The following is a 26,441-nucleotide window of genomic DNA, read 5'->3' on the forward strand; positions in this document are numbered from 1 at the left end:
GTCAGTCTCGCTCGGCGAACAGAGCCTTGACGAACGGCTCGGCTTCGAAGGTGCGCAGGTCGTCGATGCCCTCACCGACACCGATGAAGCGGATCGGGATATTGAACTGCTTGGCCAGGGCGAAGATCACCCCGCCCTTGGCGGTGCCGTCCAGCTTGGTCAGGGCCAGGCCGGTGAGCTCGACGCTCTGGTTGAAGTACTTGGCCTGGCTGATGGCGTTCTGCCCGGTGCCGGCGTCGAGCACCAGCAGCACCTCGTGCGGCGCGTCGGCGTCGAGCTTGCCGATGACCCGACGGACCTTTTTCAGCTCCTCCATCAGGTTGTCCTTGGTGTGCAGGCGGCCGGCGGTGTCGGCGATCAGCACGTCGGCGCCACGGGCCTTGGCGGCCTGTACGGCGTCGAAGATCACCGAGGCGGAATCGGCACCGGTGTGCTGGGCGATCACCGGGATCTGGTTGCGTTCGCCCCACACCTGCAGCTGCTCGACGGCGGCGGCGCGGAAGGTGTCGCCAGCGGCCAGCATGACCTTCTTGCCTTCGAGCTGCAGCTTCTTGGCCAGCTTGCCGATGGTGGTGGTCTTGCCGGCGCCGTTCACGCCGACCACGAGGATCACGTAGGGCTTGTTCTGCGCCTCGACCTTCAGCGGCTGCTCGACCGGGCGCAGCAGCGCGGCCAGCTCATCCTGCAGCGACTTGTACAGCGCATCGGCGTCGGCCAACTGCTTGCGGGCGACCTTCTGGGTCAGGTTCTGGACGATGGCCGAAGTGGCCTCGACACCGACGTCGGCGGTCAGCAGGCGGGTCTCGATCTCGTCGAGCAGGTCGTCGTCGATGACCTTCTTGCCCAGGAACAGGCTGGCCATGCCCTCGCCGATGCTGGCGCTGGTCTTCGACAGGCCTTGCTTGAGACGGGCGAAGAAACCGGGCTTGGCCTGCTCGGCTGCGGCGGGCGCGGCAATCACAGGAGCCGCTTCGGGCTCAGGTTCGACAGGGGCGACGACCGGGGCTGGGTCGGCAGCTGGAGCGACGACCACAGGCTCAGGTGCCGGGCGCTCAGGGATGACCGGCGGTGCCTTTGGCTCCAGGTCAGGAACCAGGGCCACTGGTTCTTCGGCCACCGGCAATACCAGGTTGCTCACAGGCGCGGCATGCTCGACCACCGGCGCAACCTCGACAGGTGCAGCCTGTGGCGGTGTGGAGGCGACTGGCTCAGGCGCTGCGGCCTGAACTGGCTGGGAAACCTCAGGCTGCGGCTCGGGGGCCGAGGCGACCGGGGCCGGTGCCGGTTCCGGGGCCTGCTGCGGCTCGACCTGCACAGGGGCCGCCGGTGCCTGGGCCGGCTCAGCGGCCTGTGGCGTTTCAGCGGTGGATTGCTCGACCGGAGCGGCTACAGGTTGCTCGACGGCGTGGGTTTCGTCCGCGGGCAAGCCCGCTCCCACAGGTTGCTGCGGCTTCTTGCGAAACCAGCTGAACAGGCCTTTTTTCTCACCAGCCTCGGCCGGCGCTTTTTTGTCGTCGTTGGAACCAAACATGGAAGACGGCTATCTCAGGGTAGCGATGGGCCAGCAGTGGTCCATCGGGAATTCTCTAAACGCAGAACAGACTATTTTGAATCCGGCTGGTTCATGCGCAATGTTTTGTCGTATTGGCCCGTGGGCCAGAACGGCGACAGGCATGGTCGCCAGGCAACCGGATCAGTATCCTAGCACCTCCTGGCCCGCCGACGCTAAACCGAGCAGGCCGCCAAACAGGTTAACCACCGTATGAATGCTCTAGCCCGCCGCGCCGCTGGCCTGTTGCTCAGCACGCTCTGCCTGCCGCTCGCGGCCTTGGCCGCCGATGCGCAACCTACCCACGAGTTCATCCTCGACAACGGCCTGAAGGTGGTCGTGCGCGAGGACCACCGCGCGCCGGTGGTGGTGTCGCAGATCTGGTACAAGGTCGGCTCCAGCTACGAGACGCCGGGCCAGACCGGCCTTTCCCATGCCCTGGAGCACATGATGTTCAAGGGCAGCGCCAAGGTCGGCCCCGGCGAGGCCTCGCGCATCCTGCGTGACCTCGGCGCCGAGGAAAACGCCTTCACCAGTGACGACTACACCGCCTATTACCAGGTGCTGGCCCGCGACCGCCTGCCGATCGCCCTCGAGCTGGAAGCCGACCGCCTGGCCAGCCTGCGCCTGCCAGCAGACGAATTCACCCGCGAGATCGAGGTGATCAAGGAAGAACGCCGCCTGCGCACCGACGACCAGCCCAGCGCCAAGGCTTTCGAGCTGTTCCGCGCCATGGCCTTCCCGGCCAGCGGCTACCACACCCCGACCATCGGCTGGATGGCCGACCTCGAACGCATGAAGGTCGAGGAGCTGCGCCATTGGTACGAATCCTGGTACGTGCCGAACAACGCGACCCTGGTGGTGGTAGGCGATGTCACCGCAGACGAGGTCAAGAGCCTGGCGCAGAAGTACTTCGGCAGTATTCCCAAGCGTGCCCTGCCGCCCGCCAAGCTGCCACTGGAGCTGGCCGAGCCAGGTCAGCGTCAGCTGACCGTGCACGTGCGCACCCAGTTGCCAAGCCTGATCTACGGTTTCAACGTGCCGAGCCTGGCCACCGCCAAAGCGCCGCGCACCGTGCACGCCCTGCGCCTGATCTCGGCCCTGCTCGACGGCGGCTACAGCGCACGCATGCCGGCCCGCCTGGAACGCGGCCAGGAGCTGGTGGCCGGTGCTTCGTCCAGCTACAACGCCTTCACCCGCGGCGACAGCCTGTTCCTGATCTCCGCCACGCCGAACGTGCAGAAGCAGAAAACCCTCGCCGATGTCGAAAAAGGCGTCTGGCAATTGCTCGACGAGCTCAAGACCACCCCGCCCAGCGCCGAGGAACTCGAGCGCGTGCGCGCCCAGGTGATCGCCGGCCTGGTCTACGACCGCGACTCCATCAGCAGCCAGGCCACCACCATCGGCCAGCTGGAAACCGTCGGCCTGTCGTGGAAGCTGATCGACAGCGAACTGGACGAACTCAAGCAGGTCACCCCCGAGGACATCCAGAACGCCGCGCGCACCTATTTCACCCGCGAACGCCTGAGCGTTGCCCACGTATTGCCCGAGGAGTCCGCTCATGAGTGATCGCGCCCCCCGCTACACCCTGATCGGCACCGGCATCATTGCCCTGGTGGTGGCCGTGGCCGCCGTGCTGGCGCGCCCGACCCACGCCGAGGCCGAAGGCACCGCGGCCCGCCCGGCCAATACCCTGCAGTCGCTGGCCGAGCTGGACGGCAAGGCGCCGAGCCGGCGCCAGCTGAACATCCAGCACTGGACCACCGCCGAAGGCGCCCGCGTACTGTTCGTCGAGGCCCGCGAGCTGCCGATGTTCGACCTGCGCGTGACCTTCGCCGCCGGCAGCAGCCAGGACGGCAACACGCCGGGCCTGGCCACCCTGACCAACGCCATGCTCAACGAAGGCGTGGCCGGCAAGGACGTGACCGCCATTGCCCAGGGCTTCGAAGGCCTGGGTGCCGACTTCGGCAACGGTTCCTACCGCGACATGGCCGTGGCCTCGCTGCGCAGCCTGAGCGCCAAGGACAAGCGCGAGCCGGCCCTGCAGCTGTTCGCCGAGGTGGCCGGCAAGCCGACCTTCCCGGAAGACGCGCTCAAGCGCATCAAGAACCAGCTGCTGGCCGGCTTCGAGTACGAGAAGCAGAACCCTGGCAAGATCGGCGGCAAGGCCCTGTTCGCCAAGCTGTATGGCGAGCATCCTTATGCCCACCCGAGCGACGGCAGTGCCGAGAGCATCCCGGGCATCACCCTGGAACAGTTGCGCGCCTTCCACGCCAAGGCCTATGCCGCCGGCAACGCGGTGATCGCCCTGGTCGGCGACCTCAGCCGGGAAGAAGCCCAAGCCGTCGCCGCCCAGGTTTCCGCCGCCCTGCCCAAAGGCCCCGCGCTGGCCAAGCCGGCCGAGCCTGGGGTACCCAAGGCAGGTATCACCCACATCGACTTCCCGAGCAAACAGACCCACCTGATGCTCGCCGAACTGGGCATCGACCGCCAGGACCCGGACTGGCCAGCGCTGTCGCTGGGCAACCAGATCCTCGGCGGCGGTGCCTTCGGTACCCGGCTGATGAGCGAGGTGCGCGAGAAACGCGGGCTGACCTACGGCGTCTACTCGGTCTTCAGCCCGATGCAGGTGCGCGGCCCGTTCATGATCAACCTGCAGACCCGCGCCGAGCTCAGCGAAGGCACGCTCAAGCTGGTGCAGGACATCCTCGCCGACTACCTCAAGAACGGCCCGAGCCAGCAGGAACTGGACGACGCCAAGCGCGAACTGGCCGGCAGCTTCCCGCTGTCCAATGCCAGCAACGCGAGCATCGTCGGCCAACTGGGCGCCATCGGTTTCTATAATCTGCCACTGACCTGGCTCGAAGACTTCATGCAGCAGTCCCAGGCGCTGACCGTCGAGCAGGTCAAGGCGGCGATGAACAAGCACCTGGCAAGCGATAAACTGGTGATCGTCACCGTCGGCCCGAAGGTGCCGCAAAAGCCGCTGCCGGCCCCCACTGACAAACCGTCCGAGCAGCCGCTCGGCGTACCGGAGCACTAATGCCTAGATCCACCCCTCCCGCCCGCCCGCAGCAGGGCCAAAGCAAGGGCCAGGGTCACCTGCGCATCATCGCCGGCGAGTGGCGCAGCCGCCGCCTGGCGGTGCCGGATGGCGACGGCCTGCGCCCGACCCCGGACCGCGTGCGCGAAACCGTGTTCAACTGGCTGGCGCCCTACATCGAAGGTGCCCGGGTGCTGGATGCCTTCACCGGCAGCGGCGCCCTGGTGCTGGAGGCGTTGTCCCGCGGCGCCGAGGATGCCGTGGCGCTGGACAGCAACCCGGCCGCCATCGCCAACCTGAAGAACAACCTCGAGATCCTCCGCTGCGCGCGCGGGCAGATCCTCCAGACCGACGCCCTGCGCTACCTGCAGAACCCGGCCAAGCAGCAGTTCGACCTGGTGTTTCTCGACCCGCCGTTCCATCAGGACCTGCTGGCCAACGCCTGCAACCTGCTGGAACAGAACCAGTGGCTGCGTCAACAGGCCTGGATCTACACCGAAAGCGAAGCCGCCCCGTCGACGCTGGCGATGCCTGGCAACTGGCGCCTGCACCGGGAAAAAAAGACCGGCCAGGTGCACTATGCGCTCTGGCAACGGGGCTAGGCCCTACCGACTTATGTAACGCAGGTGGCCTCACCACTTGATCGAAGCTGCTCCGGCACATTGCCTACCGGAGCACTTCGTTCATGCCTGCTGCATCTGCCCTGCAACGTTTCAACCTGGAAAACGGCCTTGCGGTCTATCTGCGCGAAGACCACCGCTCGTCGCTGGTCAGCGCCCAACTCTGGTACCACGTAGGCTCGAGCCAGGAGCCCTCGGGACAAAGCGGGCTATGCCACCTGGTCGAGCACCTGATGTTCGAAGGCAGCAGCAAACTGGGCCCCGGCCAGTACAATGAAATCATGCAACGCCTTGGTGGCAACCCGAATGCGTTCACCACGGCGGATGCGACCTGCTTTCCCATCACCCTGCCCGCCAGCCGCCTCGAGGTCGCCCTGGAAATCATGGCCGACTCCATGGCCAGCGCAACGCTCGGCGAGCCTGTGTTCAAGCGTGAACTCGATATCGTCAAGGCCGAGCGGCGCCAGCGCGTGGATAACCGGCCGCTGGAGGTGGCCAGTGAGCGCGCGCTCATCCTGGCCAACAGCAACACCCCTTACGCCGACCCGCCGATTGGCTATCCGGCCGATCTGCAGCACCTGGACATCAGCGCAGTGCGCAGCTGGTACCAGAACTGGTACCAGCCCAACAACGCTTCCCTTGTGGTGGCCGGTGCCATCGACATGCCAGCGCTGCGGACCCTGGTCGAACGCCACTTCGCCGGCATTGCTGCGGCCCCCTTGCCGCAACGCTGGGCGCCGCCTTCGACCCGGCATTTCGCTCATCGCAGCCAGACCATTGCCCTGCCAAGCCTGCCCAAGGGCGCCATCCTGGCCTTCAACACACCCAGCCTCGCTACCGCCGACCATCCGGGCCACGCCTATGCGCTACGGCTTATTCCTCAGCTACTGGCCAATGGCAGCAGCTCGCGCCTGTTCTTGCGCAGAGTCCGCGGCGATCAAAGCCTGCTTCAGGCCGAAGCCGGGTATCAACACCTGCAACGGGGCGACAGCCTGCTGACCCTCTCGCTTTACGCCAACCCCGCCACAGCCACGGCAAAATCGGCAACGGCTGCGGCGCTGGAGGAGATAGCAGACTTGCGCCACGCAGCGCCTGCCGAAGACGAACTGCAGCGGGCAAAGAACCGTCTGCTGGCAGACCTGGTCTTCGCGCGGGAAAACGTCGAGGCACAGGCCGAGGCCATCGGCCAGCACGCGGTATGCGGCATCGATCCCGGCATGCTCGAGCAGGAGCATCATGGGATACGAAGTGTCACTGCCGAAGAGGTTCGGGTGGCAGCGGACACGTTCCTCACCCATGAGCGCCTGACCATCACCTACTTGGACGATGTGGGTGACGCCGAGCAGGAAACGGCCGGTAGCCCACCGCAACCACCCACCCTGGCCTCCCTGCAAACGCTCGACATGAGCACCCTCGACCTGCCGGTGCCGAAAGTGCAGGCCTGGCAAACCGCCGAGGGCGCGGTGGCACGCCTGGTGCAAAGCCACGAGCAGCCCATGCTCGACCTGATGCTGAGCTTCAACGCCGGCAGCCGGTTGGATGGCGACAAGCCCGGGCTCGCCGCGATGACGCTGTTCATGCTCGACGAAGGCACGCTGGAACTGGAGGCTGGCGCCTTTGCCGAGCACATGGAAAAACTCGGCGCGCAGTACAGCAAGTCGATCACCCGCGACCAGACCCACATTCATCTGCGCTGCCTGACGAATGAGACGCTGACGCCTGCGCTGAACCTGATCATCGACATGGTTGCACGCCCTGCATTCAGGGCTGGCGAGTTCGAACTGATGAAGGCACATCTGCTGGAAAGCAACAGGCAAACCCAGGCAATCCCGATGCGCAAGGCCCAACATGCCGCCCTGTCGCTTGCCTTTGGCGAGCACCCCTATGGCTCCCCTGAAAGGGGCACGAACGCCGGCATCGCCCTGATCACCCCTGAGGATGTCAGGCATTTTCACCGGCGGGCCTATTCGGCGAGCAACCTTGAAATTTCGATGGTCGGCGATATTTCCCGCGAAGCGGCCGAGGCCCTCACCCGGCGCATCTGCGCGGCGCTGCCACAGCACTGGGCGGCGGCCGAGCCGCCAGCCTTGCCCTCGTTCAAGGCCGCTGTGGCGAGCGTCGAACAACCCGGTGTCAACCATGCGGTCATGTTGCTCCTGCCCATGCGCGCAAGCCGCGCTGACGCCGATTACCCAGCCCTGGTCCTGGCCAACGACGTCCTGGGACACGGCCCGGATTCGCGCCTGTTCAAGGAACTTCGTCAGCGACTAGGCCTGACCTATGGGGTGTACTCCAGCCTGGCACCTGATACCAACATGCTCTACATCCAGGGCGAGGTGGCGGCCGAGTATCTGGATGCCTTCACCCGGCAGCTGGGCCGTGTGCTGCAGGACTACGCCGCCAAGGGGCCTGGCGAGGATGAGCTGGAGCTGGCCAGGCAGGCCCTGCTCGGCGATCTGCGCCGCGCGCTGGCAAACAATGGCTCGCTGGTCGAGCTTATCGCCACGCTTCATGCCGGCTTGCCCGCAGATGCCCTGCAGACTTACATCGAACGTGTCCTGGCCGTAACCCCCGAGGCCGCACACCTGGCCTTCAAGCTGAGGCTGGAGCTGGCGAGCCAGATTCTGGTAAGCGTCGGCCCGACCGTCGACCAGCAAGCCTTGCCGACAGGCATCCTTGCCGACCAATAGCGCAGGTACAGCGGTGGTTTTTCATGGCACTCTAGGCAGGCACATCACGAGTCACCGAGCATGCCCAGCCTGACTGCCACATTCCGCCCGGCCATCGGCCTGTCCAACCCCCACCTGCAGACCTTGTGGGGCCCGTTGTGGCGCAAACTGCCCGCAATCGAGCGCAACCGCGAGCGCCTGTGGCTGGCCGATGGCGACTTTCTCGACCTTGACTGGCATGGGCCGCACCAGCCGGACGCGCCCCTGGTGCTGGTACTGCACGGCCTCACCGGTTCCTCCCATTCGCCCTATGTCAAAGGCTTGCAGCAGGCGTTGCAGGCCCGCGACTGGGCCAGCGTGGCGGTGAACTGGCGCGGCTGTTCGGGCGAGCCGAACCTGCTGCCGCGCAGCTACCATTCCGGTGCCAGCGAGGACCTCGCCGCGGTGGTCGCCCACCTGCGCGCCCAGCGGCCCTTGGCGCCCCTGTATGCCGTCGGTTACTCACTTGGCGGCAATGTACTGCTCAAGTACCTGGGCGAGCGTGGCGCCGCCAGCCAGCTGCAAGCGGCGGTGGCAGTGTCGGTGCCGTTTCGCCTGGACCAGTGCGCCGACCGCATCGGCCAGGGTTTTTCCAAGGTGTACCAGGCACATTTCATGCGCGAGATGATGGCCTATGTGCAGGTGAAGCAACGTTTGTTCCGAGACCGTGGGCATCACGAAGGCCTGGCCGCGCTCGACCGGCTGGGGCCCTTGGGCAAGATGAAGACGTTCTGGGACTTCGACGGCAAGGTCACCGCGCCGCTCAACGGCTTCAGCGACGCGCACGACTACTACCGGCACGCCTCGAGCCGCTATTACCTGGGGGCGAATTGCACGCCGACGCTGATCATCCAGGCCGCCGACGACCCGTTCGTGTTCGACCACAGCCTGCCCACGGCCGCCGAACTGGCGCCGCAGACGCAGTTCGAGCTGCATGCGCGCGGGGGCCATGTGGGGTTTGTCGAGGGCAGCCTGCGCAATCCTGGTTACTACCTGGAGCGCAGGATTCCCCAATGGCTGATGCAAGCCCTGTAGGAGCGAGCGTTGCTCGCTCCTACAGGCCGGTCGCCACGCCATGCTTGGGATCGTTGATCCACTCGCTCCACGACCCGGCATACAGCCTGCCCAACGGATACCCCGCCAGCGCCAGGGCAAACAGGTTATGGCACGCCGTCACCCCTGACCCGCAATAGGCCACCAGCTGCTCCGGCAAGCGCCCTGCCAGCTTTTCGGCAAAACGCTGCCTGAGCTGTTCCGGCGCCAGGAAGCGCCCATCGGCACCGAGGTTGTCGTTGAACGCAGCGCACTGCGCGCCAGGGATATGCCCGGCCACCGGGTCGATCGGCTCCACCTCGCCACGGAAACGCGGCAGGGCGCGGGCATCGATCAAGGTGAGGTCAGGGCTGCCCAGGCGCTTGGCCAGGTGCTCGGCGTCGATCAGCAGCGTGGCATCTGCCTCGCCGTGGAAACTTCCCTCGCGCCTGGCCGGTGCGTCCAGGCTCAGCGGCAGGTGCGCGGCATGCCAGGCCTTGAGGCCGCCATCGAGGATGGCCACACCGCTACGCTTGCCGAGCCAGGCCAGCAGCCACCAGGCCCGCGCGGCAAAGGCGCCAGGGCCGTCGTCGTACAGCACGACTTCGCTGTCATTATCCAGGCCCCACTCACGCAGGCGTTCGATCAACCGCTGCGGCTCCGGCAGCGGGTGGCGGCCAGTGCGGCCCTTGTGCACCGGCCCGCTCAGGTCACGCTCCAAGTCGGCGAAGTGCGCCCCGGCGATATGCCCCTCGGCATAGCTGCGTTGGCCGTAATCCACATCCTCCAGGGCAAAACGACAATCGAGGATCACCAGCCTGGGCGAGTCCAGTCGCTCGGCCAGCTGTTGCGGGGTGATCAATTGCGCAAGGGGCATGACTATCTCCTGATCGATGGCACGAAGGCCCTGGCCTAGTGTTCCAGGGCCTGGTTGAACGGTACGTGGAACTCCTGGCACAGGGTGTCCACGGCGCTGCGGGCGTTGGCGGTGACGAAGCCGAGTTCCAGCACCAGCACCTGATAGACGCCGCGCTTGAAGGCTTCTTCACCCAGGTGTGCGGAATGTTCGCGAGTGGTGCTGAGAAAACGTACCCAGGACGTCAGCACGATCCAGGCGTTGATGGTCAACGATTCGATCTGCGTGGGCTCCATGGCGAGGATCCCGGCGTCGACGAAGCCACGATAGATCGCCTGGCCCTGGCGCAGGCAGCGCTCGGAAAAGCGCCGGTAGCGGACGGCCAGTTCGGTATCGCTGTCCAGCAGGTGCTCCAGGTCGCGGTGCAGGAAACGGTAGTTCCACATCGCCGCCAACAGCGCCTTGAGGTAGAAGCGCTTGTCCTCGACGGTGGCCGCGCGGCCTTGCGGCGGGCGCAGGAAACTGTCCACCAGTTCTTCGTACTGGCTGAACAGCACGGCGATGATCGCCTGCTTGTTGGGGAAGTGGTAGTAGAGGTTGCCGGGCGAGATTTCCATGTGCGCGGCGATGTGGTTGGTACTGACGCTGCGTTCGCCCTGCTGGTTGAACAGCTCCAGGCTGTTCTGCACGATGCGCTCTCGGGTTTTCATGCGCGGGGCCATGCTCGGTTCCCAGTCTGCAGGCTTTCGATTGACCGCCATCTTACGGTGTAACGTGCCCGCAATGCACCGCCTGCCAGGGTGAAAAAAAATCGCACCATGGTACGAACTAGAGTATAGGCTCTAGGGATTCTCAGCCCAGACGGGACGCTGCCGTGACCTCGCCCTTCGCCTTGCCTGCCATGCCTGCCGATACCGACCTCGAGGCGACGTTCGCCGCCCAGCGCCTGGCGTTCGCCGGCAACCCCATGCCCCCTCCGGCGCAGCGGCGGCAATGGCTGAAAAGCCTGCGCGAGGCCCTGCTGGCGGACCAGCAGGCACTGATCGAGGCGATCGATAGCGACTTTGATGGCCGCAGCGCCGACGAAACCCTGCTGGCCGAGCTGCTGCCGTCGGTGCAGGGCATTCGCCATGCCGAACGCCATCTGCAACGCTGGATGCGTCCGTCCCGGCGCGCCGTGGGCCTGGCGTTCCAGCCGGCCAGCGCGCGGGTGCTGTACCAGCCCCTGGGGGTGGTCGGCATCATCGTGCCGTGGAACTACCCGCTGTTTCTCGCCATCGGCCCGCTGACCGGCGCCCTGGCCGCTGGCAACCGGGTGATGCTCAAGCTCAGCGAATCCACCCCGGCCAGCGCACAGGCACTGAAGACGCTGCTGCAACGGGTGTTCCCCGAGGACCTGGTCAGCGTGGTGCTGGGCGAGGTCGAAGTCGGCCAGGCCTTCGCCCGCCTGCCCTTCGATCATCTGCTGTTCACCGGGGCCACCAGCATCGGCCGCCAAGTGATGCTGGCGGCCGCGCACAACCTGACCCCGGTGACCCTGGAGCTGGGCGGCAAGTCGCCCGCGATCGTCTCGGCCAGCGTGCCGCTGGACGCCGCCGCCGAGCGCATCGCCTTCGGCAAGACCCTCAACGCCGGGCAGACCTGTGTCGCCCCCGACTACGTGCTGGTGCCACGCGAGCGCCTGAATGCCTTCGCCGATGCCTACCGCGACGCCGTGCGCCGCTTCTACCCGCGCATTGCCGACAACCCCGACTACAGCGCGATCATCAACCCACGGCAGTTGCAGCGCCTGCAACATCTGCTGGACGATGCGCGGGCCAAGGGCGCCGAGGTGCTCGACCTGTACCCCGACGAACCTCGCCAGGGCCGGCGCCTGCCGCCGCACGTGCTGACCAGGGTCAACGATGGCATGCAGGTGATGCAGGACGAAATCTTCGGCCCGCTGCTGCCGCTGGTGCCCTACGACCGCCTCGATGAAGCCCTGGACTACATCAACCAGCGCCCTCGCCCACTGGCGCTCTACTACTTCGGCTACGACCGCAGCGAGCAGGCCCACGTGCTGCAATACAGCCACTCTGGCGGTGTGTGCCTGAACGACACCCTGCTGCACGTGGCCCAGGACGACCTGCCGTTTGGCGGCATCGGCCCCTCCGGCATGGGCCATTACCACGGCCACGAAGGCTTCCAGACCTTCAGCAAGGCCAAGGCGGTGCTGGCCAAGCAGCGCCTCAACGCCGCCCGGCTGATCTACCCGCCCTATGGCAAGGCCTTGCAGCGCCTGGTCTACAAGCTGTTCATCCGCTGATGCTGCGCCGCGACCTGCTGCGCTTCAGCCTTGGCGCCAGCGTGTTGCTGAGCGGAGCCAGCCTGGTCGGCTGCACCTCGCAGACGCCCGCCGCCGGCTACCAGGTGCTGCGCGACCACGACCTGCCGCTGCTGCAGGCGCTGATCCCGGTGGTGCTGGCCGGGACGTCGGCCACTGCCCCTCTGGTGCTGAAGAGCCTCGACCACAAGCTGGCTGCACTGTCGCCGGAGATGCTCAAGCTCACCCGACAGCTGTTCGACGTGCTCGACCTGCCCTTCACCCGTGGCCCGCTGACCGGCGTCTGGGGCGCCTGGGAGCAGGCGAGTGGCGCCCAGGTCACGGCCTTCCTGCAACGCTGGCAGAACAGCTCGCTGAACCTGCTGCGCATGGGCCACGCCTCGCTCCTGCAACTGCTGCTGATGGCCTGGTACGAACGCCCGCAAGCCTGGGCGGCCTGCGGCTACCCCGGCCCCCCAAAGATCTGACGACAACAAGAGCATCGCCCATGCCTGTCACCGACCCGTTTCGCTAAGGCCTCGAACGCGGCTGGCTCACCCACGACGGCTCACGCCTGGAACAGGACCTGACCCTGGAGGCCGACATCGCCGTGATCGGCAGCGGCGCCGGCGGCGCCACCAGCGCGCAGCTGCTCAGCGCCGCCGGTTTCAAGGTGCTGCTGATCGAGGAAGGCCCGCTGAAGACCAGCAGCGACTTCCACCTGCTGGAAAGCGAGGCCTACGCCAGCCTGTACCAGGAAGGCCTGGGCCGGATGAGCAAGGATGGCGCCATCACCATCCTCCAGGGCCGCGCCGTGGGCGGCACCACCCTGGTCAACTGGACATCGAGCTTTCGCACACCGCCCCAGACCCTTTCGCACTGGGCCACGGCCCACGCTGTGCAGGGGCTGGGCGAGGACGACCTGCGCCCTTGGTTCGAAAGGGTCGAGCAGGAACTGGGCATCAGCCCTTGGGCCCTGCCGCCAAATGCCAACAACGAAGTGCTCAAGCGTGGTTGCGAACAGCTCGGCTACCGCTGGGCGGTGATCCCGCGCAACGTGCGTGGCTGCTGGAACCTGGGCTACTGCGGCATGGGTTGCCCGGTCAACGCCAAGCAATCGATGCTGGTGACGCGCATCCCCGCCACCCTCGAGCGTGGCGGCGAACTGCTCTACCTGGCCCGTGCCGAGCATTTCGAACATGACGGCGAGCGCATCCGCCAGCTCCAGTGCAAGGCATTGGATGCCCAGGGCATCTACGCCACCGGGCGCCAGGTGAGCGTGCGCGCCCGCCACTACATCGTCGCCGGTGGCGGTATCAACAGCCCGGCCCTGCTGCTGCGCTCCAGGGCCCCAGACCCCCATGGGCGCCTGGGCAAACGTACCTTCCTGCACCTGGTGAACTTCAGCGCGGCGCGCTTCGACGCGCGTATCGACCCCTACTACGGCGCTCCGCAGTCGATCTACAGCGACCACTTCCAGTGGCAGGACGGCACCGTCGGGCCGGTGGGCTACAAACTGGAAGTGCCGCCCTTGCACCCAGCCCTGGCCAGTACGCTGCTGGGCGGCCATGGCACGGAGAATGCCCGGCGCATGGCCGAACTGCCGCATACCCACGTGATGCTGGCGTTGCTGCGCGACGGTTTCCACCCCGAAAGCCTGGGCGGCAACGTGGAATTGCGCAGCGACGGCTCACCGCTGCTGGATTACCCGGTCACCGACTACCTGCGCGACGGCCTGCGCCGGGCCTACCACAGCATGGCGCAGATCCAGTTCGCCGCCGGTGCCGCCCAGGTCACGCCGCTGCATGCCGATGCCCGCCCCGCTTCCAGCCTGGCCGAGGCCCGGCAGATGATCGACGGCCTGAGCCTCGAGCCGTTTCGCACCCGCCTGGGCAGTGCCCACGTGATGGGCGGCTGCGCCATGGGCGAAGACCCGCGCCAGGCGGTGTGCGACAGCCTTGGCCGGCATCACCAGCTGGCCAACCTTTCAGTCCACGACGGCTCGCTGTTCCCCACCAGCATCGGCGCCAACCCGCAGTTGTCGGTGTACGCCATCGCCGCCCGGCTGACCGAAGCGCTGATCGCCCGCCTGGCACAGAGTGCATGACAACAAACAGCCCCGCTGTCTATAGTGCCTTCAGCCGGCCGCATGACTTGGCCGGGGCGCCATCGCTGCGCTACCATCCGACTCCCCAACGCACTCCAGCCAGGATGACGCGATGAACCGAGTGTTGTACCCGGGTACTTTCGACCCCATTACCAAAGGCCACGGCGACCTGGTCGAGCGCGCCTCGCGCCTGTTCGACCACGTGATCATCGCGGTGGCGGCCAGCCCGAAGAAAAACCCCCTGTTCCCGCTGGAACAACGGGTGGAGCTGGCGCGGGAGGTCACCAAGCACCTGCCCAATGTCGAAGTCATCGGCTTCTCCTCGCTGCTGGCGCACTTCGCCAAGGACCAGGGCGCCAACGTGTTCCTGCGCGGCCTGCGCGCGGTATCGGACTTCGAGTACGAGTTCCAGCTGGCGAACATGAACCGGCAACTGGCGCCCGACGTCGAGAGCCTGTTCCTCACGCCTTCGGAGCGCTATTCGTTCATTTCCTCGACGTTGGTCCGGGAAATCGCCGCGTTGGGCGGTGATATCAGCAAGTTCGTCCACCCTGCGGTGGCCGAGGCACTGACCGAACGCTTCAAGAAGTAAGCCAGCACGGCTGACGTATCTACGCGCCCGCGTGCACTGCGGGCGCGAATGCGGCACAATTGTGCCCATTGCGCTGAACATGCCCGGGCGATGCGCCCCGGCCGGAGTCCCCATGTCCCTGATCATCACCGACGATTGCATCAACTGCGACGTCTGCGAACCCGAGTGCCCGAACGAGGCCATCTCCCAAGGCGAAGAGATCTACGTGATCGACCCGAACCTGTGCACCCAGTGCGTGGGTCACTACGACGAGCCGCAGTGCCAGCAGGTCTGCCCGGTCGACTGCATCCCGCTGGATGAAGCGCACCCGGAAAGCGAAGAGCAACTGATGGCCAAGTACCGCCGTATCACCGGCAAGGAGTGAGCACCGCCTGGCAAGGGCTTCGCCCTTGTTCGCGGGTAAACCCGCTCCCACAGGATTGATGCTAACCCCAGGTATACACCGTGCCTGTGGGAGCGGGCTTGCCCGCGAATGGGCCGCACAGCGGCCCCGGCAATCAACGCTGGCAACGCGGGCAGAACACGCTCGCCCGTTGCCCCAGCTTCACCTCGCGCAAGGCCGTGCCGCACAGCTTGCACGGCTGCCCGCCGCGCCCGTAGACGAACAATTCCTGCTGGAAGTACCCCGGCTGCCCGTCACCCCCGATGAAATCGCGCAGGGTCGTACCGCCCTGCTCGATGGCCGCCGCCAGCACCCGCTTGATCTCGATCGCCAGCTTCAGGTAGCGCGCCCGGGAAATTCCGCCGGCTTCCCGGCGCGGGTCGATGCCCGCCGCAAACAGCGCCTCGGTCGCGTAGATGTTGCCCACCCCCACCACCACAGCGTTGTCCATGATGAACGGCTTGACTGCCATCGAACGCCCGCGCGACAACTGGAACAGCCGCTCGCCGTCGAACAGCTCGGTCAGCGGCTCCGGCCCCAGGCGCAGCAGCAGCTCATGGTTGAACGGGTCGAGGCTCCAGAGCATGGCGCCGAAACGGCGCGGGTCGGTGTAGCGCAGCATCAGCCCTGATTCCAGCTCGATGTCCACGTGCTCGTGCTTGGCCGCCGGCAAGCCCAGCTGCACCAGGCGCAGGTTGCCCGACATGCCCAGGTGACTGATCAGCGTGCCGACCTCGGCATTGATCAGCAGGTACTTGGCGCGCCGCTCGACGCTGACGATGCGCTGCCCGGACAGGCGCACGTCGAGGTCCTCGGGGATCGGCCAGCGCAGGCGCCGGTCACGCACCACCACGCGGCTGACGCGCTGGCCTTCCAGGTGTGGCGCGATTCCGCGCCGGGTGGTTTCGACTTCGGGTAGTTCCGGCATGGATCAGTGCCCGCCCAGTTCGCGAATGTTCTGTTTGAGGGTTTCGAAGTCGTACTCGGTCAGGCCGATGTAGTCCAGCACCAGCGGGCCGACCACTTGCCACTCGTGGTCGACGCTCTGGTTGCCCAGTACCCGGTACGAAGCGCAGATGTGCTCGGCCATCTTCAGCACCGCCAGCAGGTTCTTCAGCTGGCTCTGGGCATTGCGCGAAGACTCCTCGCGGAAGATCGCCAGGGCGTTGTGGTGGTTGGCGATGGCCGCGCTGATGTGTTCGGGCAGGCGCCAGGACTTGGCGGTGAAGTAGCCGACCACCGAGTGGTTGGTGTTGAACGCACGGTTTTCGGTGTCGACCACGCGGGTCTCCTCGCTGGCCTTGGCGTAGGCGTCTTCCAGCACCTCCATGTAGTCGGGGAAGCGCTTGAGCATCAGCGGCACGCCGCAGTCATGGAACAGCCCGAGGGTGTAGGCCTCGTCGGCGGCCTGCAGCCCCGTGCGCTTGGCCAGGGTCAGGCAGGTCATGGCCACGTCCTGGGCGGTGTCCCAGAAGCGGTTGAGGGTGACGATGGTTTCGTCGCTCATCTCTCCCTTGATCGACTGGGCATTGATCAGGTTGATGATCGAACGGCTGCCCAGCAGGTTGACCGCGCGCTGGATCGAGCCGATCTTGTTCGACAGGCCGAAGTGCGGCGAGTTGACCAGCTTGAGCAAGGCCCCGGCCAGGCCAGGGTCCTGGGCAATCAGCTTGGCGATGGTATCCAGGTCCGGGTCAGGCATGTACTGCTCGAACTGCAGGTCGACCATGATCTGCGGTTGCGGCGGAATGGTGATGCCTTGCAAGGCTTGCTGGATCTGTTCGGCGCTGAGTTCCTGGGACATGCGTGCTTACTCTTGGGAGACCGGGCGATTCTAACCCAGTTGCTCAGGGCCGCGCTTTGTCGCGCCCGGAACCGAATTGGCGGCCGACAGGGTATACTCCCGCTCTTTTTTCCCGGAGCGACGTCATGTCCCTGCCCAGCCTTCGCCTCAAAGCCAATGCCGACCGCCGCCTGCGCGCCGGCCACCTGTGGGTCTACAGCAACGAAGTCGACGTCACCGCGACCCCGCTGCAAGGCCTGAAGGCCGGCCAGCAGGCCGTGCTCGAGGCTGCCAACGGCAAGCCGCTGGGCATCGTCGCCCTGAGCCCGAACAACCTGATCTGCGCCCGCCTGCTGTCGCGCGACATCAAGCTGCCGCTGGACAAGTCGCTGCTGGTGCACCGCCTGAACGTCGCCCTGTCGCTGCGCGAGCGCCTGTTCGAGCAGCCGTGCTACCGCCTGGTATACGGCGATTCCGACCTGCTGCCGGGCCTGGTGGTCGACCGTTTCTTCGACATCCTCGTGGTGCAGCTGGCCTCGGCCACCATGGAAGCGCACAAGGACGACGTGATCGCCGCCCTGGTGCAGGTGCTCAAGCCCAGCGGCATCCTGTTCAAGAACGACTCCGCCGCCCGTGACGCCGAAGGCCTCGAGCGCTATGTCGAGACCGTCTACGGCGAAGTGCCGGACTGGGTCGCCCTGGAAGAGAACGGCGTCAAGTTCGAAGCCCCGGTGCGCGAAGGGCAGAAGACCGGCTGGTTCTACGACCACCGCATGAACCGCGCACGCCTGGCACCCTACGTGAAAGGCAAGCGTGTGCTCGACCTGTTCAGCTACATCGGTGGCTGGGGCGTGCAGGCCGGCGCGTTCGGCGCCAGCGAAGTGTTCTGCGTGGATGCCTCGGGCTTCGCCCTCGACGGCGTCGAGCGCAACGCCGCGCTGAACGGCATCAGCGAGAAGCTGACCTGCATCGAAGGTGACGTGTTCGAGGCCCTGCGCGAGCTGAAGGCCGCCGAAGAGCGCTTCGACGTGATCATTGCCGACCCGCCCGCCTTCATCAAGCGCAAGAAGGACCTGAAGAACGGCGAAGCGGCCTACCGCCGCCTCAACGAACAGGCCATGCGCATGCTGAACAAGGACGGCATCCTGGTCAGCGCCTCGTGCTCGATGCACCTGCCCGAGGACGACCTGCACAGCATCCTGCTGACCAGCGCCCGCCACCTGGACCGCAACCTGCAACTGCTCGAGCGCGGCGGCCAGGGCCCGGACCATCCGGTCCACCCGGCGATCGCCGAGACCCGCTACATCAAGAGCATCACCTGCCGCTTGCTGCCCAACAGCTAAGCCCACCCGGGGGCCGTATTGCGGCCCCCGGGCTGCCTCAGATATCCAGCACGTACGAGGCGATCCCGAAGTACACCAGCACGCCCGCCGCGTCGGCAATCGAGGTCACCAGGGGGCCACTGGCCGTCGCCGGGTCGAACTTGAACCGGGTGAACAGGTACGGCAGGCTCATGCCGATCAGGCTACCCAGCAGAACGATCACCAGCATGCTGCTGGCCACGATCAGCGCGATGTCCGCGCCACCACGCAGCGCGCCCAGCGCTGCCACCGCCACCGCCATGGTACAGCCCAGCGCCAGCGCGACCCCGCATTCGCGTGCCAGCATGCGCAGCCAGTCACCCATGACCACCTCGCCCGTCGCCAGGCCACGCACCATCAAGGTTGCCGATTGGGCGCCGGCATTGCCACCGCTGTCCACCAGCAGCGGCAGGAAGAACACCAGCACGATATGCGCGGCGATGGTTTCCTCGAAGGCTGCGATACCCGCCCCCGAGAACAGGTTGCCGAACACCAGCAGCACCAGCCACAGCACCCGCTTGCGGTACAGCAGGCCGACAGTGGCATCACGCAGGTTGCCCACATGATTGGTGATGGACGCGCCCTTGTGGAAATCCTCGGTGGCCTCATTGACCACCACATCCAGCGCATCGTCGCAGGTCACCAGGCCCACCAGGCGCCCGGCCTGGTCCAGTACGGGCACGGCCAGCAGGTCGTGTTCGCGGATCAGCCGGGCGACTTCCTCCTGCCGCGACGTGGTACAGACACAGATGACCTTGCGCACCATGATCTGCTCGATCGGTTGCTCGGGCGCCGCCAGGATCAGTTCGCGCAGGGACAGGGTGCCGAGCAGGTTGCGCTGCTCGTCGAGCACATAGGACTGATAGATGGTCTCGGCGTCGGCGGCTTCGCGGCGCAGCATGTCGATGGCCTGGCTGGCGGTGAGGCTGGCATCGAGGCTCGAATACTCGCTGGTCATGAGGTAACCGGCGGTGCCTTCGGGATAGCCTTCAGGGCGAAGGAAGTGGTCACGGCGGGCCTGGGCGGCCTGGCGCAGGTCACGTGGGGAAACGAGGGTGTCGGATACATGTTGCATGAAGTTCTCCAGGCGCCGACACAGGCACCCGCGAACCTCAGCCAGACAGGCTCAAGCCTTGGGATGCCCTGGCGACGGCGCGCTCAGTGCCAATTTGCAAGTTCGCGATGAACTGAAACTGGGAAGGTCCATTGAGTCTGTTTCTCGTGAGGCCGCACATGCGGCGCGGGGATAGTGACAAGCATCAGGGCGGTTGTCACCGGTGAAAGCCGCCGCCAGGGCATTTACAGATTTGTCCTACGATCACTGCCCAAGGTCATGGGCCACATGGTGATTGTTGGCAATGATGTTGGCGATCAGCGACGCGCCCGGAAAGTCGGCCATGATGATGCCTACGGTGCGCCTGCTCGTGCCCGAGTCGTTCAGGCTCTTCAGGTCATCACGGGTCAGTACGTTGGTGCCTTCGAAGGAAATAGTGCAGAGCCTGCCCAGGCAGGTCGTCCTCGGGAAACGCGGGTATCTGTCGTCATCCCCCAGCGTTACCAGGCCGGTCGAAAGCCTGGGCGCGCCCGTACCTGGCAGCACATGGCCGCTGGCGACAAAATAGGGGAACGATCCCCCGCTGCCGGACAGGTAGTTCACATAGAACTTGCCTGGGTCACCCGCCGCACCGCGATACAGCTGACGCATCACCTTCATGAATTTCTCATGCAGGCTCCAGTTGGTGAACAGGTAGTAGTCATCCTGGATGTCGAAGTTGCCGTAGCTGAGGCCGTAAGGGTTGAGGCTGGCAACATTGGAAAGCACCACGAACTTGCCACGTGCCTCGCCCAAGGTGACATTGCTGCGCGGTGCGCGCAGGTAGACGGCGGAAAACTCCTTCATGTAGCGCTCGAACACCTCAACCAGTCTCACCGTCACATTGGCATCGGCCGTGTGTTCTTCCCTGACCCGCAGCAATACCGTCTCACTGGGGTTGGCCTGCAGAAAACGCTCTACCGAACGCAGCGCGGAGCCGAACATCTTGTCGAGATAGACCGAGCCATGGTGCAGGGCCAGGCTGTCACCCGTGCGCCGCAGTCGCAGGTCCAGCACGCGGATGCCATACCTCAATTGCTCATCGAAACTGAGCGTCTGGGTGACGACGATATCGTCGACGATGGGGAACAGCATCTTGTCGAAGGTGGACGAGTCATGGGTGCCGGGTAGCGCCATCTCGCTCAGGTGCACGTCATCGCGTATCGATTTCATCCAGTCGCGCTGGTCGGCGAAGGCGTCATGGGGATCGTGGGAATAGGCATCGTCAGTGTGCGCACGGGCATCGACGCCAAGCAAAACGAGAAGGCCGCAGAGGGCTGCGAGGTTGAAGAAAGCGCGCATGCTCAGGTCATCCGGGTGATTGCAACCTGACCAGGGTAATGAACGGGCAGCTCGGCCGAGTGGTACTTATCTAGCCAGGCAGCCCCGGGGCCGACCGAACCTCGGATTTGATGCGCTTGTTCATTCCCTCGCCGCGCCAGCGGTGTAGAATCGGGCTATTCATCGCCAGTCATCCCCGGCGGGTTTATGAGCTCTGGCCAAGCACGCGGCGATCCCGCGCGGTCTTCGGCCCCATCCGTGCCAGTGGCAACCGGCCTGCGGCACACCGGACAAGAGAAGCTCACTCCCCATTTTGTGACCTGATTAAGCCGCCAGGAGTGTTTCATGCCTGATTATCGTTCCAAGACTTCCACCCAAGGCCGCAACATGGCCGGCGCCCGTGCCCTTTGGCGCGCCACCGGGATGAAGGACGAAGACTTCAAGAAACCGATCATCGCCATCGCCAACTCGTTCACCCAGTTCGTCCCGGGCCACGTGCACCTCAAGGACCTGGGCCAGCTGGTCGCCCGCGAGATCGAACGCGCCGGTGGCGTGGCCAAGGAATTCAACACCATCGCCGTCGATGACGGTATCGCCATGGGCCACGACGGCATGCTGTACTCGCTGCCGAGCCGCGAGATCATCGCCGACGCCGTCGAGTACATGGTCAACGCCCACTGCGCCGACGCCATCGTCTGCATCTCCAACTGCGACAAGATCACCCCCGGCATGCTGATGGCCGCCCTGCGCCTGAACATCCCGGTGATCTTCGTTTCCGGCGGCCCGATGGAAGCCGGCAAGACCAAGCTGGCCAGCCACGGCCTGGACCTGGTCGACGCCATGGTCATCGCCGCCGACTCCACTGCCAGCGACGAAAAGGTCGCCGAGTACGAGCGCAGCGCCTGCCCGACCTGCGGTTCGTGCTCCGGCATGTTCACCGCCAACTCGATGAACTGCCTGACCGAAGCCCTGGGCCTGGCCCTGCCGGGCAACGGTTCGACCCTGGCCACCCACGCCGACCGCGAGCAGCTGTTCCTCACCGCCGGCCGTACCATCGTCGAGCTGTGCAAGCGCTACTACGGCGACAACGACGAGTCGGTGCTGCCGCGCAGCATCGCCAACTTCAAGGCGTTCGAGAACGCCATGATGCTCGACATCGCCATGGGCGGCTCGACCAACACCATCCTGCACCTGCTGGCCGCGGCCCAGGAAGGCGAGGTGGCGTTCGACCTGCGCGACATCGATCGCCTGTCGCGCAAGGTGCCGCAGCTGTGCAAGGTGGCGCCGAACATCCAGAAGTACCACATGGAAGACGTGCACCGCGCCGGCGGCATCTTCAGCATCCTCGGCTCGCTGGCCCGTGGCGGCCTGCTGCACACCGACCTGCCGACCGTGCACAGCCGCAGCATGGAAGAAGCCATCGCCAAGTGGGACATCACCCAGACCGATGACGAAGCCGTGCACACCTTCTTCAAGGCAGGCCCGGCCGGCATCCCGACCCAGACCGCGTTCAGCCAGTCGACCCGCTGGGAAACCCTCGACGACGACCGTGAAAACGGCTGCATCCGCAGCTTCGAGCACGCCTATTCGCAAGAAGGCGGCCTGGCCGTGCTGTACGGCAACATCGCCCTGGACGGCTGCGTGGTGAAGACCGCCGGCGTCGACGAGTCGATCCACGTGTTCGAAGGCACCGCGAAGATCTTCGAGAGCCAGGACAGCGCCGTGCGCGGCATCCTCGCCGACGAAGTGAAGGCCGGCGACATCGTGATCATCCGTTACGAAGGCCCGAAAGGCGGCCCGGGCATGCAAGAGATGCTCTACCCGACCTCGTACCTGAAGTCCAAGGGCCTGGGCAAGGCCTGCGCCCTGCTCACCGACGGCCGCTTCTCGGGCGGCACCTCGGGCCTGTCGATCGGCCACGCCTCGCCGGAAGCCGCCGCGGGCGGCGCCATCGGCCTGGTGCGCGACGGCGACAAGGTGCTGATCGACATCCCCAACCGTTCGATCAACCTGCTGGTCAGCGACGAAGAGCTGGCCGAGCGTCGCGTCGAGCAGGACAAGAAGGGCTGGAAGCCGGTTGAAGTTCGTCCGCGCAAGGTGACCACCGCGCTGAAGGCGTATGCCCTGCTGGCGACCAGTGCCGACAAGGGTGCTGTGCGTAACAAAGAGATGCTAGAAGGGCTGTGAGGCGCTGACGGCGCTGAAACAAGAACCGGCGCCTTGAGCGCCGGTTTTTTATTGCTCACTGATGATCAATGAAGACAGGTGGCCGGGTCCGAGCGAAACATCGATAGCTTTTGAAGAGCAATTGCAACTGACTCGTCATCGAACAGTTTGCTTTTTCGAGCAGCGGCACCTGCACCTCCAGACCAACTTTTCAGATGTTCGCGAACTGCCTGGACTGTCGGCTCAACACCATCCTCATGTAATAGCCAATCAACAGTGGCCAGTAGTTCCATGCCAAACGGAGACTCGAAGCCATCGATCAAATCGGCAGTGAACTCCAACGCTGGCAAATAGACCTTGGCCTCACTGTTCAAATAAGCTTGTACAAACGACTTGCGGCCCTCATCAAACCAGATCACGTCCAGAGGGCCTGCATCGCTGATCCGCTTCCCGCAGTGCAAGTAGCTGCCATCAAGGTTGTCTAGCAAATGTTCGAGTCGGTTGGCGTAAGGGCCATACTTATGAGCAACAAACTTTAACTCCAGCGGATTGCTACCCGGCGTGAACCGCTCGATTGATCGCTCCAGAAACCAGGCAAGCTTCTGCACTTCCAGCAAACTGCACTCCATCCCAAGCACCCAGTAGCGGCGCACCAGCTCTGCAATCAAGGCTCGAGCCGGGGTTAGCTTCTCAACACCACTGCGCTTGGAAACGTTTTGATAATTTGTCGTGGGCTCGAAAACAAGGATATCCGCATCGAGACCATCCAGAACGCTCTGAATCTGTTCTCGTACCGCAGCCCAAGGCAACCCTCCATTACCAGCGCCAAGTGGAGGGATAGCAATCGATGCCACTTGGTTCTCTATAATGAAGTTGCGCAAATCATGGAGGCCATCGACGATCCAACCAATTTGCGAAGGTGAGCGCCAATGCCGCTTGGTTGGAAAATTCACAATCCAGCGCGGGCCGTCCAGCTCCCGTACTTCAGTGATGAACATTTTTCCGGTGACTACTTCTTTCGCTTTGCAGGCAGCCGCGTACTGGCGATAGTTATTAGCAAAACGCTCCTTGAACATCAGCGCGATGCCTTTCCCCATCACCCCTACGGTGTTGACTGTATTAACCAACGCTTCGGCCTTTGCCTCCAGCAGGTTACCTTGCATAAAGCGGATCATCAGAAGTACCACCCAGGGCGAGCATGCACGGGAAGATTCAGCTGACGTTGCTGAACCTCCTTGCCGACACGACTCTTCAAAGCTTCGTTGTAGCAGACAATTCCAAGAAGGCCAGCAACCGGGACATGTCCATGGATAAGCGCCTCAGCCTGGTAACGCTCCATTTTTCGAGGGTCATCAGGATCACGCTTGAAGTCCCTGCGCTGCAAAATCTCCCAATCGATTTTGTCCAGCTGCGTGAGATCGCTGTAGTAGCCTGCCCAATGCGGATAGGCATGAGCATCCGTAAAGACGAAACGCAGGCCCAGCGACTGAGCATGGTACAGGCTGGAGACAAGAATCACGATCTCTTCGTTCCGTCGCTGAGGTACACCCCACCCCGAATGGATGTTCTTCATCATCACGGAGAATGGGGTGAAGTAGAACGGCACGTAATCTGACAGTGTGCCACCTGGAGAGATAGGTACCACCCTGTGGCTTCGCTTGTCTATGAGGTCTGGATTTCCAATGCTTACGTATTGCCCCGATCGACGGTCAGACGACATGGGAAACAGGCCGTTATCCAACAGCCAGCCCAGGTTGTCTCTATGCACAACTCGCCAAATCAGCGCTTTGGACGCGTTAAGGTTGCTGTAAAGCATCAGGAAAACATAGCTCTCATGACCTTGACCTCAGCGCTAACCTTGTTCCCGCCGCTGGCGTTCACCGCTGCTGCAACCTCTTCGGAAGGTACAAAAATCTTGAAGAACAATGCTGAAGACACAGCATGCGGGGACAGACATTCTGCCATGCACACGTTCTTGCAGTCTTGGTTCAGGTAGTCACGTCTGTTCATGGTTTGCCAGTCTATAGCAGCCAAACCAGCGCGGTAATCAAGAATCCTGAATTCCGTGCCAGCCAAAGGGTGACAAGGTATGACCTTCCAGTTATCACGCTCAGCCAGGGAGCGATGAACTGTGATCAAGACAAACTGCTTTTGGGGATGGTCGCGTTGAACGCGGCCATCGAAGGGATTGCGAGCAAACCAGTGGAAGGGAACGTAGTTTTCCAAACCATGAGTACCACGCCCCTTGATGATTTCTTGGTCAGCTACATCATGAAAGCCCGCAAGCTGCGAACGAGGCAGCAAACCGCGTTCGAAAATCGAGGGGACATTCTCGAGACTTGTCAGGTGGTAGAGCAGCTTGCCGCTTTGAATATCATCAGGCATTTACCAATCCTTGGGTAGCAGTGAGATGTTATTTAGCCATCAGCATAGCTGCTCATTTTCACCTTCGGCTGGGCTTTACTGAATCTGCTCCGGCGTCACGATCACCCAGTTCTTGTCCGCCGTCACCGGCAACCCTTCCCTGGCCTGTGCCGCCGCATTCTTCGTGATCATCCCGTTCAACTGGTCCATGTACTTGGCCTTGCGGTTTATCCACAGGTGGATGCCGCCCTTGTCCACATCCACCCCATGAAACTGCATGTAGCCATCGCTGGTCGGCGTATCGCCACCCACCAGCACCGGTTTCTTCCATTCATCGATATAGGTGAGGATCGCCGCCTGCTTGCCCGCCATCCAGGTAGCCGGGGTCCACAGGTAAGGAGTCAGCTCCAGCCCTTCGTTGGCCTTGGCGTCATAGTGCCCGGCGCTGATCTGCTTGCGCGCCGTGGTCAGCTGGCCGTTGGCGCGGTCCTTCAGCAGCAGGCTCACGCCGATCACGTTTTCCGGCTTCACGTTGTAGCCGTACTTGGGGTCGGAGGCGACCATGCGCACCAACTCCTCGGACGCTGCCGAGATCACGTAGACCTCGATGCCGTTCTCCATCAGCTTGTTGTACAGCTCGGCCTGACCAGTGAAGACCTCTGGTGGCTGCACCTCGATGGCCTTGACCCGATCGCCTTCGAAATAGGTGCTGGGTACCGGCTTGCCGGAGGCCATCAGCTCATCGACCTGCTCCTTGAGCTCTTTGAGGGTGAAGCCGGCGAACACCTGGGCCACCCACGGGTAGCAAACCATGTCGTCGATCTCGCACAGCCGGTAGTAGTAGCTGAACAGGCTTTCCTTGTGGGTGGCGGTGTCCTTGAACGGGATCAGCTTGAGTGACGGGTCGAGCTTGTCGCGGGTCAACAGCCCCTTGTTCTCCATGTACGGCAGCAACGCTTCTTCGAGGTCGTAGCGGTAGCTGGTGTTGTCCATGTCGAACACCGCGAAGTTACCTTTGTGGGCATTGGCGGCGATCATGGCGTCGAGCTGCTTCGCCGCTTCAATGGGCCAGTGCTTCAGTTCGGTGGCGAAGCTTCCAGCACTGAACAGCAATGAGAGGCCGAGGGCGACGGCTTTCGGAGCGAACTTCATGGGCGGTTCTCCTGAAATGACTCGGAAAAACTAGTGCAACATTCCGCGTT

Annotated in this window: 21 protein-coding genes and 2 pseudogenes; 12 read left to right on the forward strand and 11 right to left on the reverse strand. The window is 64.3% G+C overall.

Annotation, left to right across the window (positions count from 1 at the left end):
• Position 1 precedes the first annotated feature (1 nt).
• The gene (ftsY, locus tag ACIP21_RS12300; protein ID WP_400687688.1) at positions 2–1,531 is read right to left on the reverse strand and encodes a signal recognition particle-docking protein FtsY; all 1,530 of its coding nucleotides are present in this window, start codon (positions 1,529–1,531) and stop codon (positions 2–4) included.
• A 231-nt stretch (positions 1,532–1,762) separates the two neighbouring features.
• Between ftsY and ACIP21_RS12305 the strand changes: the two genes are divergently transcribed.
• From ACIP21_RS12305 to ACIP21_RS12325, 5 genes and pseudogenes are all read left to right on the forward strand, one after another.
• Positions 1,763–3,118, forward strand: coding sequence for a M16 family metallopeptidase (locus ACIP21_RS12305; protein WP_400687690.1), 1,356 nt, complete (start codon positions 1,763–1,765; stop codon positions 3,116–3,118).
• Positions 3,119–3,239: 121 nt separating this feature from the next.
• A pseudogene (locus ACIP21_RS12310) lies at positions 3,240–4,592 on the forward strand (M16 family metallopeptidase); the annotation flags it as partial.
• The gene (gene rsmD, locus ACIP21_RS12315; protein WP_400687692.1) at positions 4,592–5,194 is read left to right on the forward strand and encodes a 16S rRNA (guanine(966)-N(2))-methyltransferase RsmD; all 603 of its coding nucleotides are present in this window, start codon (positions 4,592–4,594) and stop codon (positions 5,192–5,194) included. The pseudogene ACIP21_RS12310 and the gene rsmD, both read left to right, overlap by 1 nt.
• 83 nt (positions 5,195–5,277) lie before the next feature.
• A complete protein-coding gene (locus ACIP21_RS12320; protein ID WP_400687693.1) occupies positions 5,278–7,902 on the forward strand; it encodes a M16 family metallopeptidase in 2,625 nt (874 codons plus the stop codon).
• A gap of 60 nt (positions 7,903–7,962) precedes the next feature.
• Positions 7,963–8,955 carry a hydrolase gene (locus ACIP21_RS12325; RefSeq protein ID WP_400687695.1) on the forward strand — a complete coding sequence of 331 codons (993 nt, stop codon included), beginning with the start codon at positions 7,963–7,965 and terminating at the stop codon, positions 8,953–8,955.
• 19 nt (positions 8,956–8,974) lie between these two features.
• On the opposite strand, the gene ACIP21_RS12330 is transcribed toward ACIP21_RS12325, so the two are convergent.
• Together ACIP21_RS12330 and ACIP21_RS12335 are read right to left on the reverse strand one after the other, a co-directional pair.
• Positions 8,975–9,829 carry a sulfurtransferase gene (locus ACIP21_RS12330; RefSeq protein WP_400687697.1) on the reverse strand — a complete coding sequence of 285 codons (855 nt, stop codon included), beginning with the start codon at positions 9,827–9,829 and terminating at the stop codon, positions 8,975–8,977.
• A gap of 35 nt (positions 9,830–9,864) precedes the next feature.
• Positions 9,865–10,530 carry a TetR/AcrR family transcriptional regulator gene (locus ACIP21_RS12335; protein WP_400687699.1) on the reverse strand — a complete coding sequence of 222 codons (666 nt, stop codon included), beginning with the start codon at positions 10,528–10,530 and terminating at the stop codon, positions 9,865–9,867.
• 152 nt (positions 10,531–10,682) lie between these two features.
• Between ACIP21_RS12335 and ACIP21_RS12340 the strand changes: the two genes are divergently transcribed.
• The 5 genes and pseudogenes from ACIP21_RS12340 (at position 10,683) to ACIP21_RS12360 (ending at position 15,173) form a co-directional block, all read left to right on the forward strand.
• Positions 10,683–12,113 (forward strand): coniferyl aldehyde dehydrogenase, encoded by a 1,431-nt coding sequence (locus ACIP21_RS12340; protein WP_400687701.1) that lies wholly within the window; start codon positions 10,683–10,685, stop codon positions 12,111–12,113.
• On the forward strand, positions 12,113–12,598 hold the full coding sequence (locus ACIP21_RS12345; protein WP_400687703.1) for a twin-arginine translocation pathway signal protein: 486 nt from the start codon (positions 12,113–12,115) through the stop codon (positions 12,596–12,598). The genes ACIP21_RS12340 and ACIP21_RS12345 overlap by 1 nt, the downstream gene beginning before the upstream one ends.
• A 20-nt stretch (positions 12,599–12,618) precedes the next feature.
• Positions 12,619–14,217 (forward strand): annotated as a pseudogene (locus ACIP21_RS12350) (GMC family oxidoreductase N-terminal domain-containing protein).
• A 112-nt stretch (positions 14,218–14,329) separates the two neighbouring features.
• A complete protein-coding gene (gene coaD, locus ACIP21_RS12355; RefSeq protein WP_400687705.1) occupies positions 14,330–14,809 on the forward strand; it encodes a pantetheine-phosphate adenylyltransferase in 480 nt (159 codons plus the stop codon).
• Between the two features lie 112 nt (positions 14,810–14,921).
• Positions 14,922–15,173 (forward strand): YfhL family 4Fe-4S dicluster ferredoxin, encoded by a 252-nt coding sequence (locus tag ACIP21_RS12360; RefSeq protein ID WP_400687707.1) that lies wholly within the window; start codon positions 14,922–14,924, stop codon positions 15,171–15,173.
• A gap of 133 nt (positions 15,174–15,306) precedes the next feature.
• Here ACIP21_RS12360 and mutM read toward each other — a convergent pair whose 3' ends face one another.
• Together mutM and ACIP21_RS12370 are read right to left on the reverse strand one after the other, a co-directional pair.
• Entirely contained in the window at positions 15,307–16,119 is an 813-nt protein-coding gene (gene mutM, locus ACIP21_RS12365; protein WP_400687709.1) for a bifunctional DNA-formamidopyrimidine glycosylase/DNA-(apurinic or apyrimidinic site) lyase, read from the reverse strand.
• Between the two features lie 3 nt (positions 16,120–16,122).
• On the reverse strand, positions 16,123–16,941 hold the full coding sequence (locus ACIP21_RS12370; RefSeq protein WP_400687996.1) for an HDOD domain-containing protein: 819 nt from the start codon (positions 16,939–16,941) through the stop codon (positions 16,123–16,125).
• Positions 16,942–17,120: 179 nt separating this feature from the next.
• On the opposite strand from ACIP21_RS12370, the gene ACIP21_RS12375 reads away from it, so the two are divergent.
• Positions 17,121–18,317, forward strand: a complete 1,197-nt coding sequence (locus tag ACIP21_RS12375) for a class I SAM-dependent rRNA methyltransferase (protein ID WP_400687711.1) — start codon at positions 17,121–17,123, stop codon at positions 18,315–18,317.
• Positions 18,318–18,354: 37 nt separating this feature from the next.
• On the opposite strand, the gene mgtE is transcribed toward ACIP21_RS12375, so the two are convergent.
• Both mgtE and ACIP21_RS12385 read right to left on the reverse strand, forming a co-directional pair.
• Entirely contained in the window at positions 18,355–19,410 is a 1,056-nt protein-coding gene (gene mgtE, locus ACIP21_RS12380; RefSeq protein ID WP_400687713.1) for a magnesium transporter, read from the reverse strand.
• 243 nt (positions 19,411–19,653) lie between these two features.
• Positions 19,654–20,730: a phosphatidylinositol-specific phospholipase C gene (locus tag ACIP21_RS12385; protein WP_400687715.1), complete on the reverse strand. Its 1,077-nt coding sequence runs from the start codon at positions 20,728–20,730 to the stop codon at positions 19,654–19,656.
• Between the two features lie 324 nt (positions 20,731–21,054).
• Here ACIP21_RS12385 and ilvD point away from each other — a divergent pair, with 324 nt between their 5' ends.
• Positions 21,055–22,896 (forward strand): dihydroxy-acid dehydratase, encoded by a 1,842-nt coding sequence (gene ilvD / locus ACIP21_RS12390; protein ID WP_400687717.1) that lies wholly within the window; start codon positions 21,055–21,057, stop codon positions 22,894–22,896.
• Between the two features lie 65 nt (positions 22,897–22,961).
• Here the strand turns inward: ilvD and ACIP21_RS12395 are convergent, their stop codons facing one another.
• From ACIP21_RS12395 to ACIP21_RS12410, 4 genes are all read right to left on the reverse strand, one after another.
• Positions 22,962–24,050 (reverse strand): macro domain-containing protein, encoded by a 1,089-nt coding sequence (locus tag ACIP21_RS12395; protein ID WP_400687719.1) that lies wholly within the window; start codon positions 24,048–24,050, stop codon positions 22,962–22,964.
• Positions 24,050–24,691 (reverse strand): DUF4433 domain-containing protein, encoded by a 642-nt coding sequence (locus tag ACIP21_RS12400; protein WP_400687721.1) that lies wholly within the window; start codon positions 24,689–24,691, stop codon positions 24,050–24,052. Before ACIP21_RS12400 ends, ACIP21_RS12395 begins: the two co-directional genes overlap by 1 nt.
• Complete coding sequence (locus tag ACIP21_RS12405) at positions 24,691–25,260, reverse strand: DarT ssDNA thymidine ADP-ribosyltransferase family protein (RefSeq protein ID WP_400687723.1); 570 nt, start codon at positions 25,258–25,260, stop codon at positions 24,691–24,693. Before ACIP21_RS12405 ends, ACIP21_RS12400 begins: the two co-directional genes overlap by 1 nt.
• Positions 25,261–25,335: 75 nt before the next feature.
• Entirely contained in the window at positions 25,336–26,391 is a 1,056-nt protein-coding gene (locus ACIP21_RS12410; RefSeq protein ID WP_400687725.1) for a haloacid dehalogenase-like hydrolase, read from the reverse strand.
• Positions 26,392–26,441: the final 50 nt, after the last annotated feature.

It is taken from the genome of Pseudomonas sp. NPDC089401, from assembly GCF_044749485.1.
Lineage (GTDB): Bacteria > Pseudomonadota > Gammaproteobacteria > Pseudomonadales > Pseudomonadaceae > Aquipseudomonas.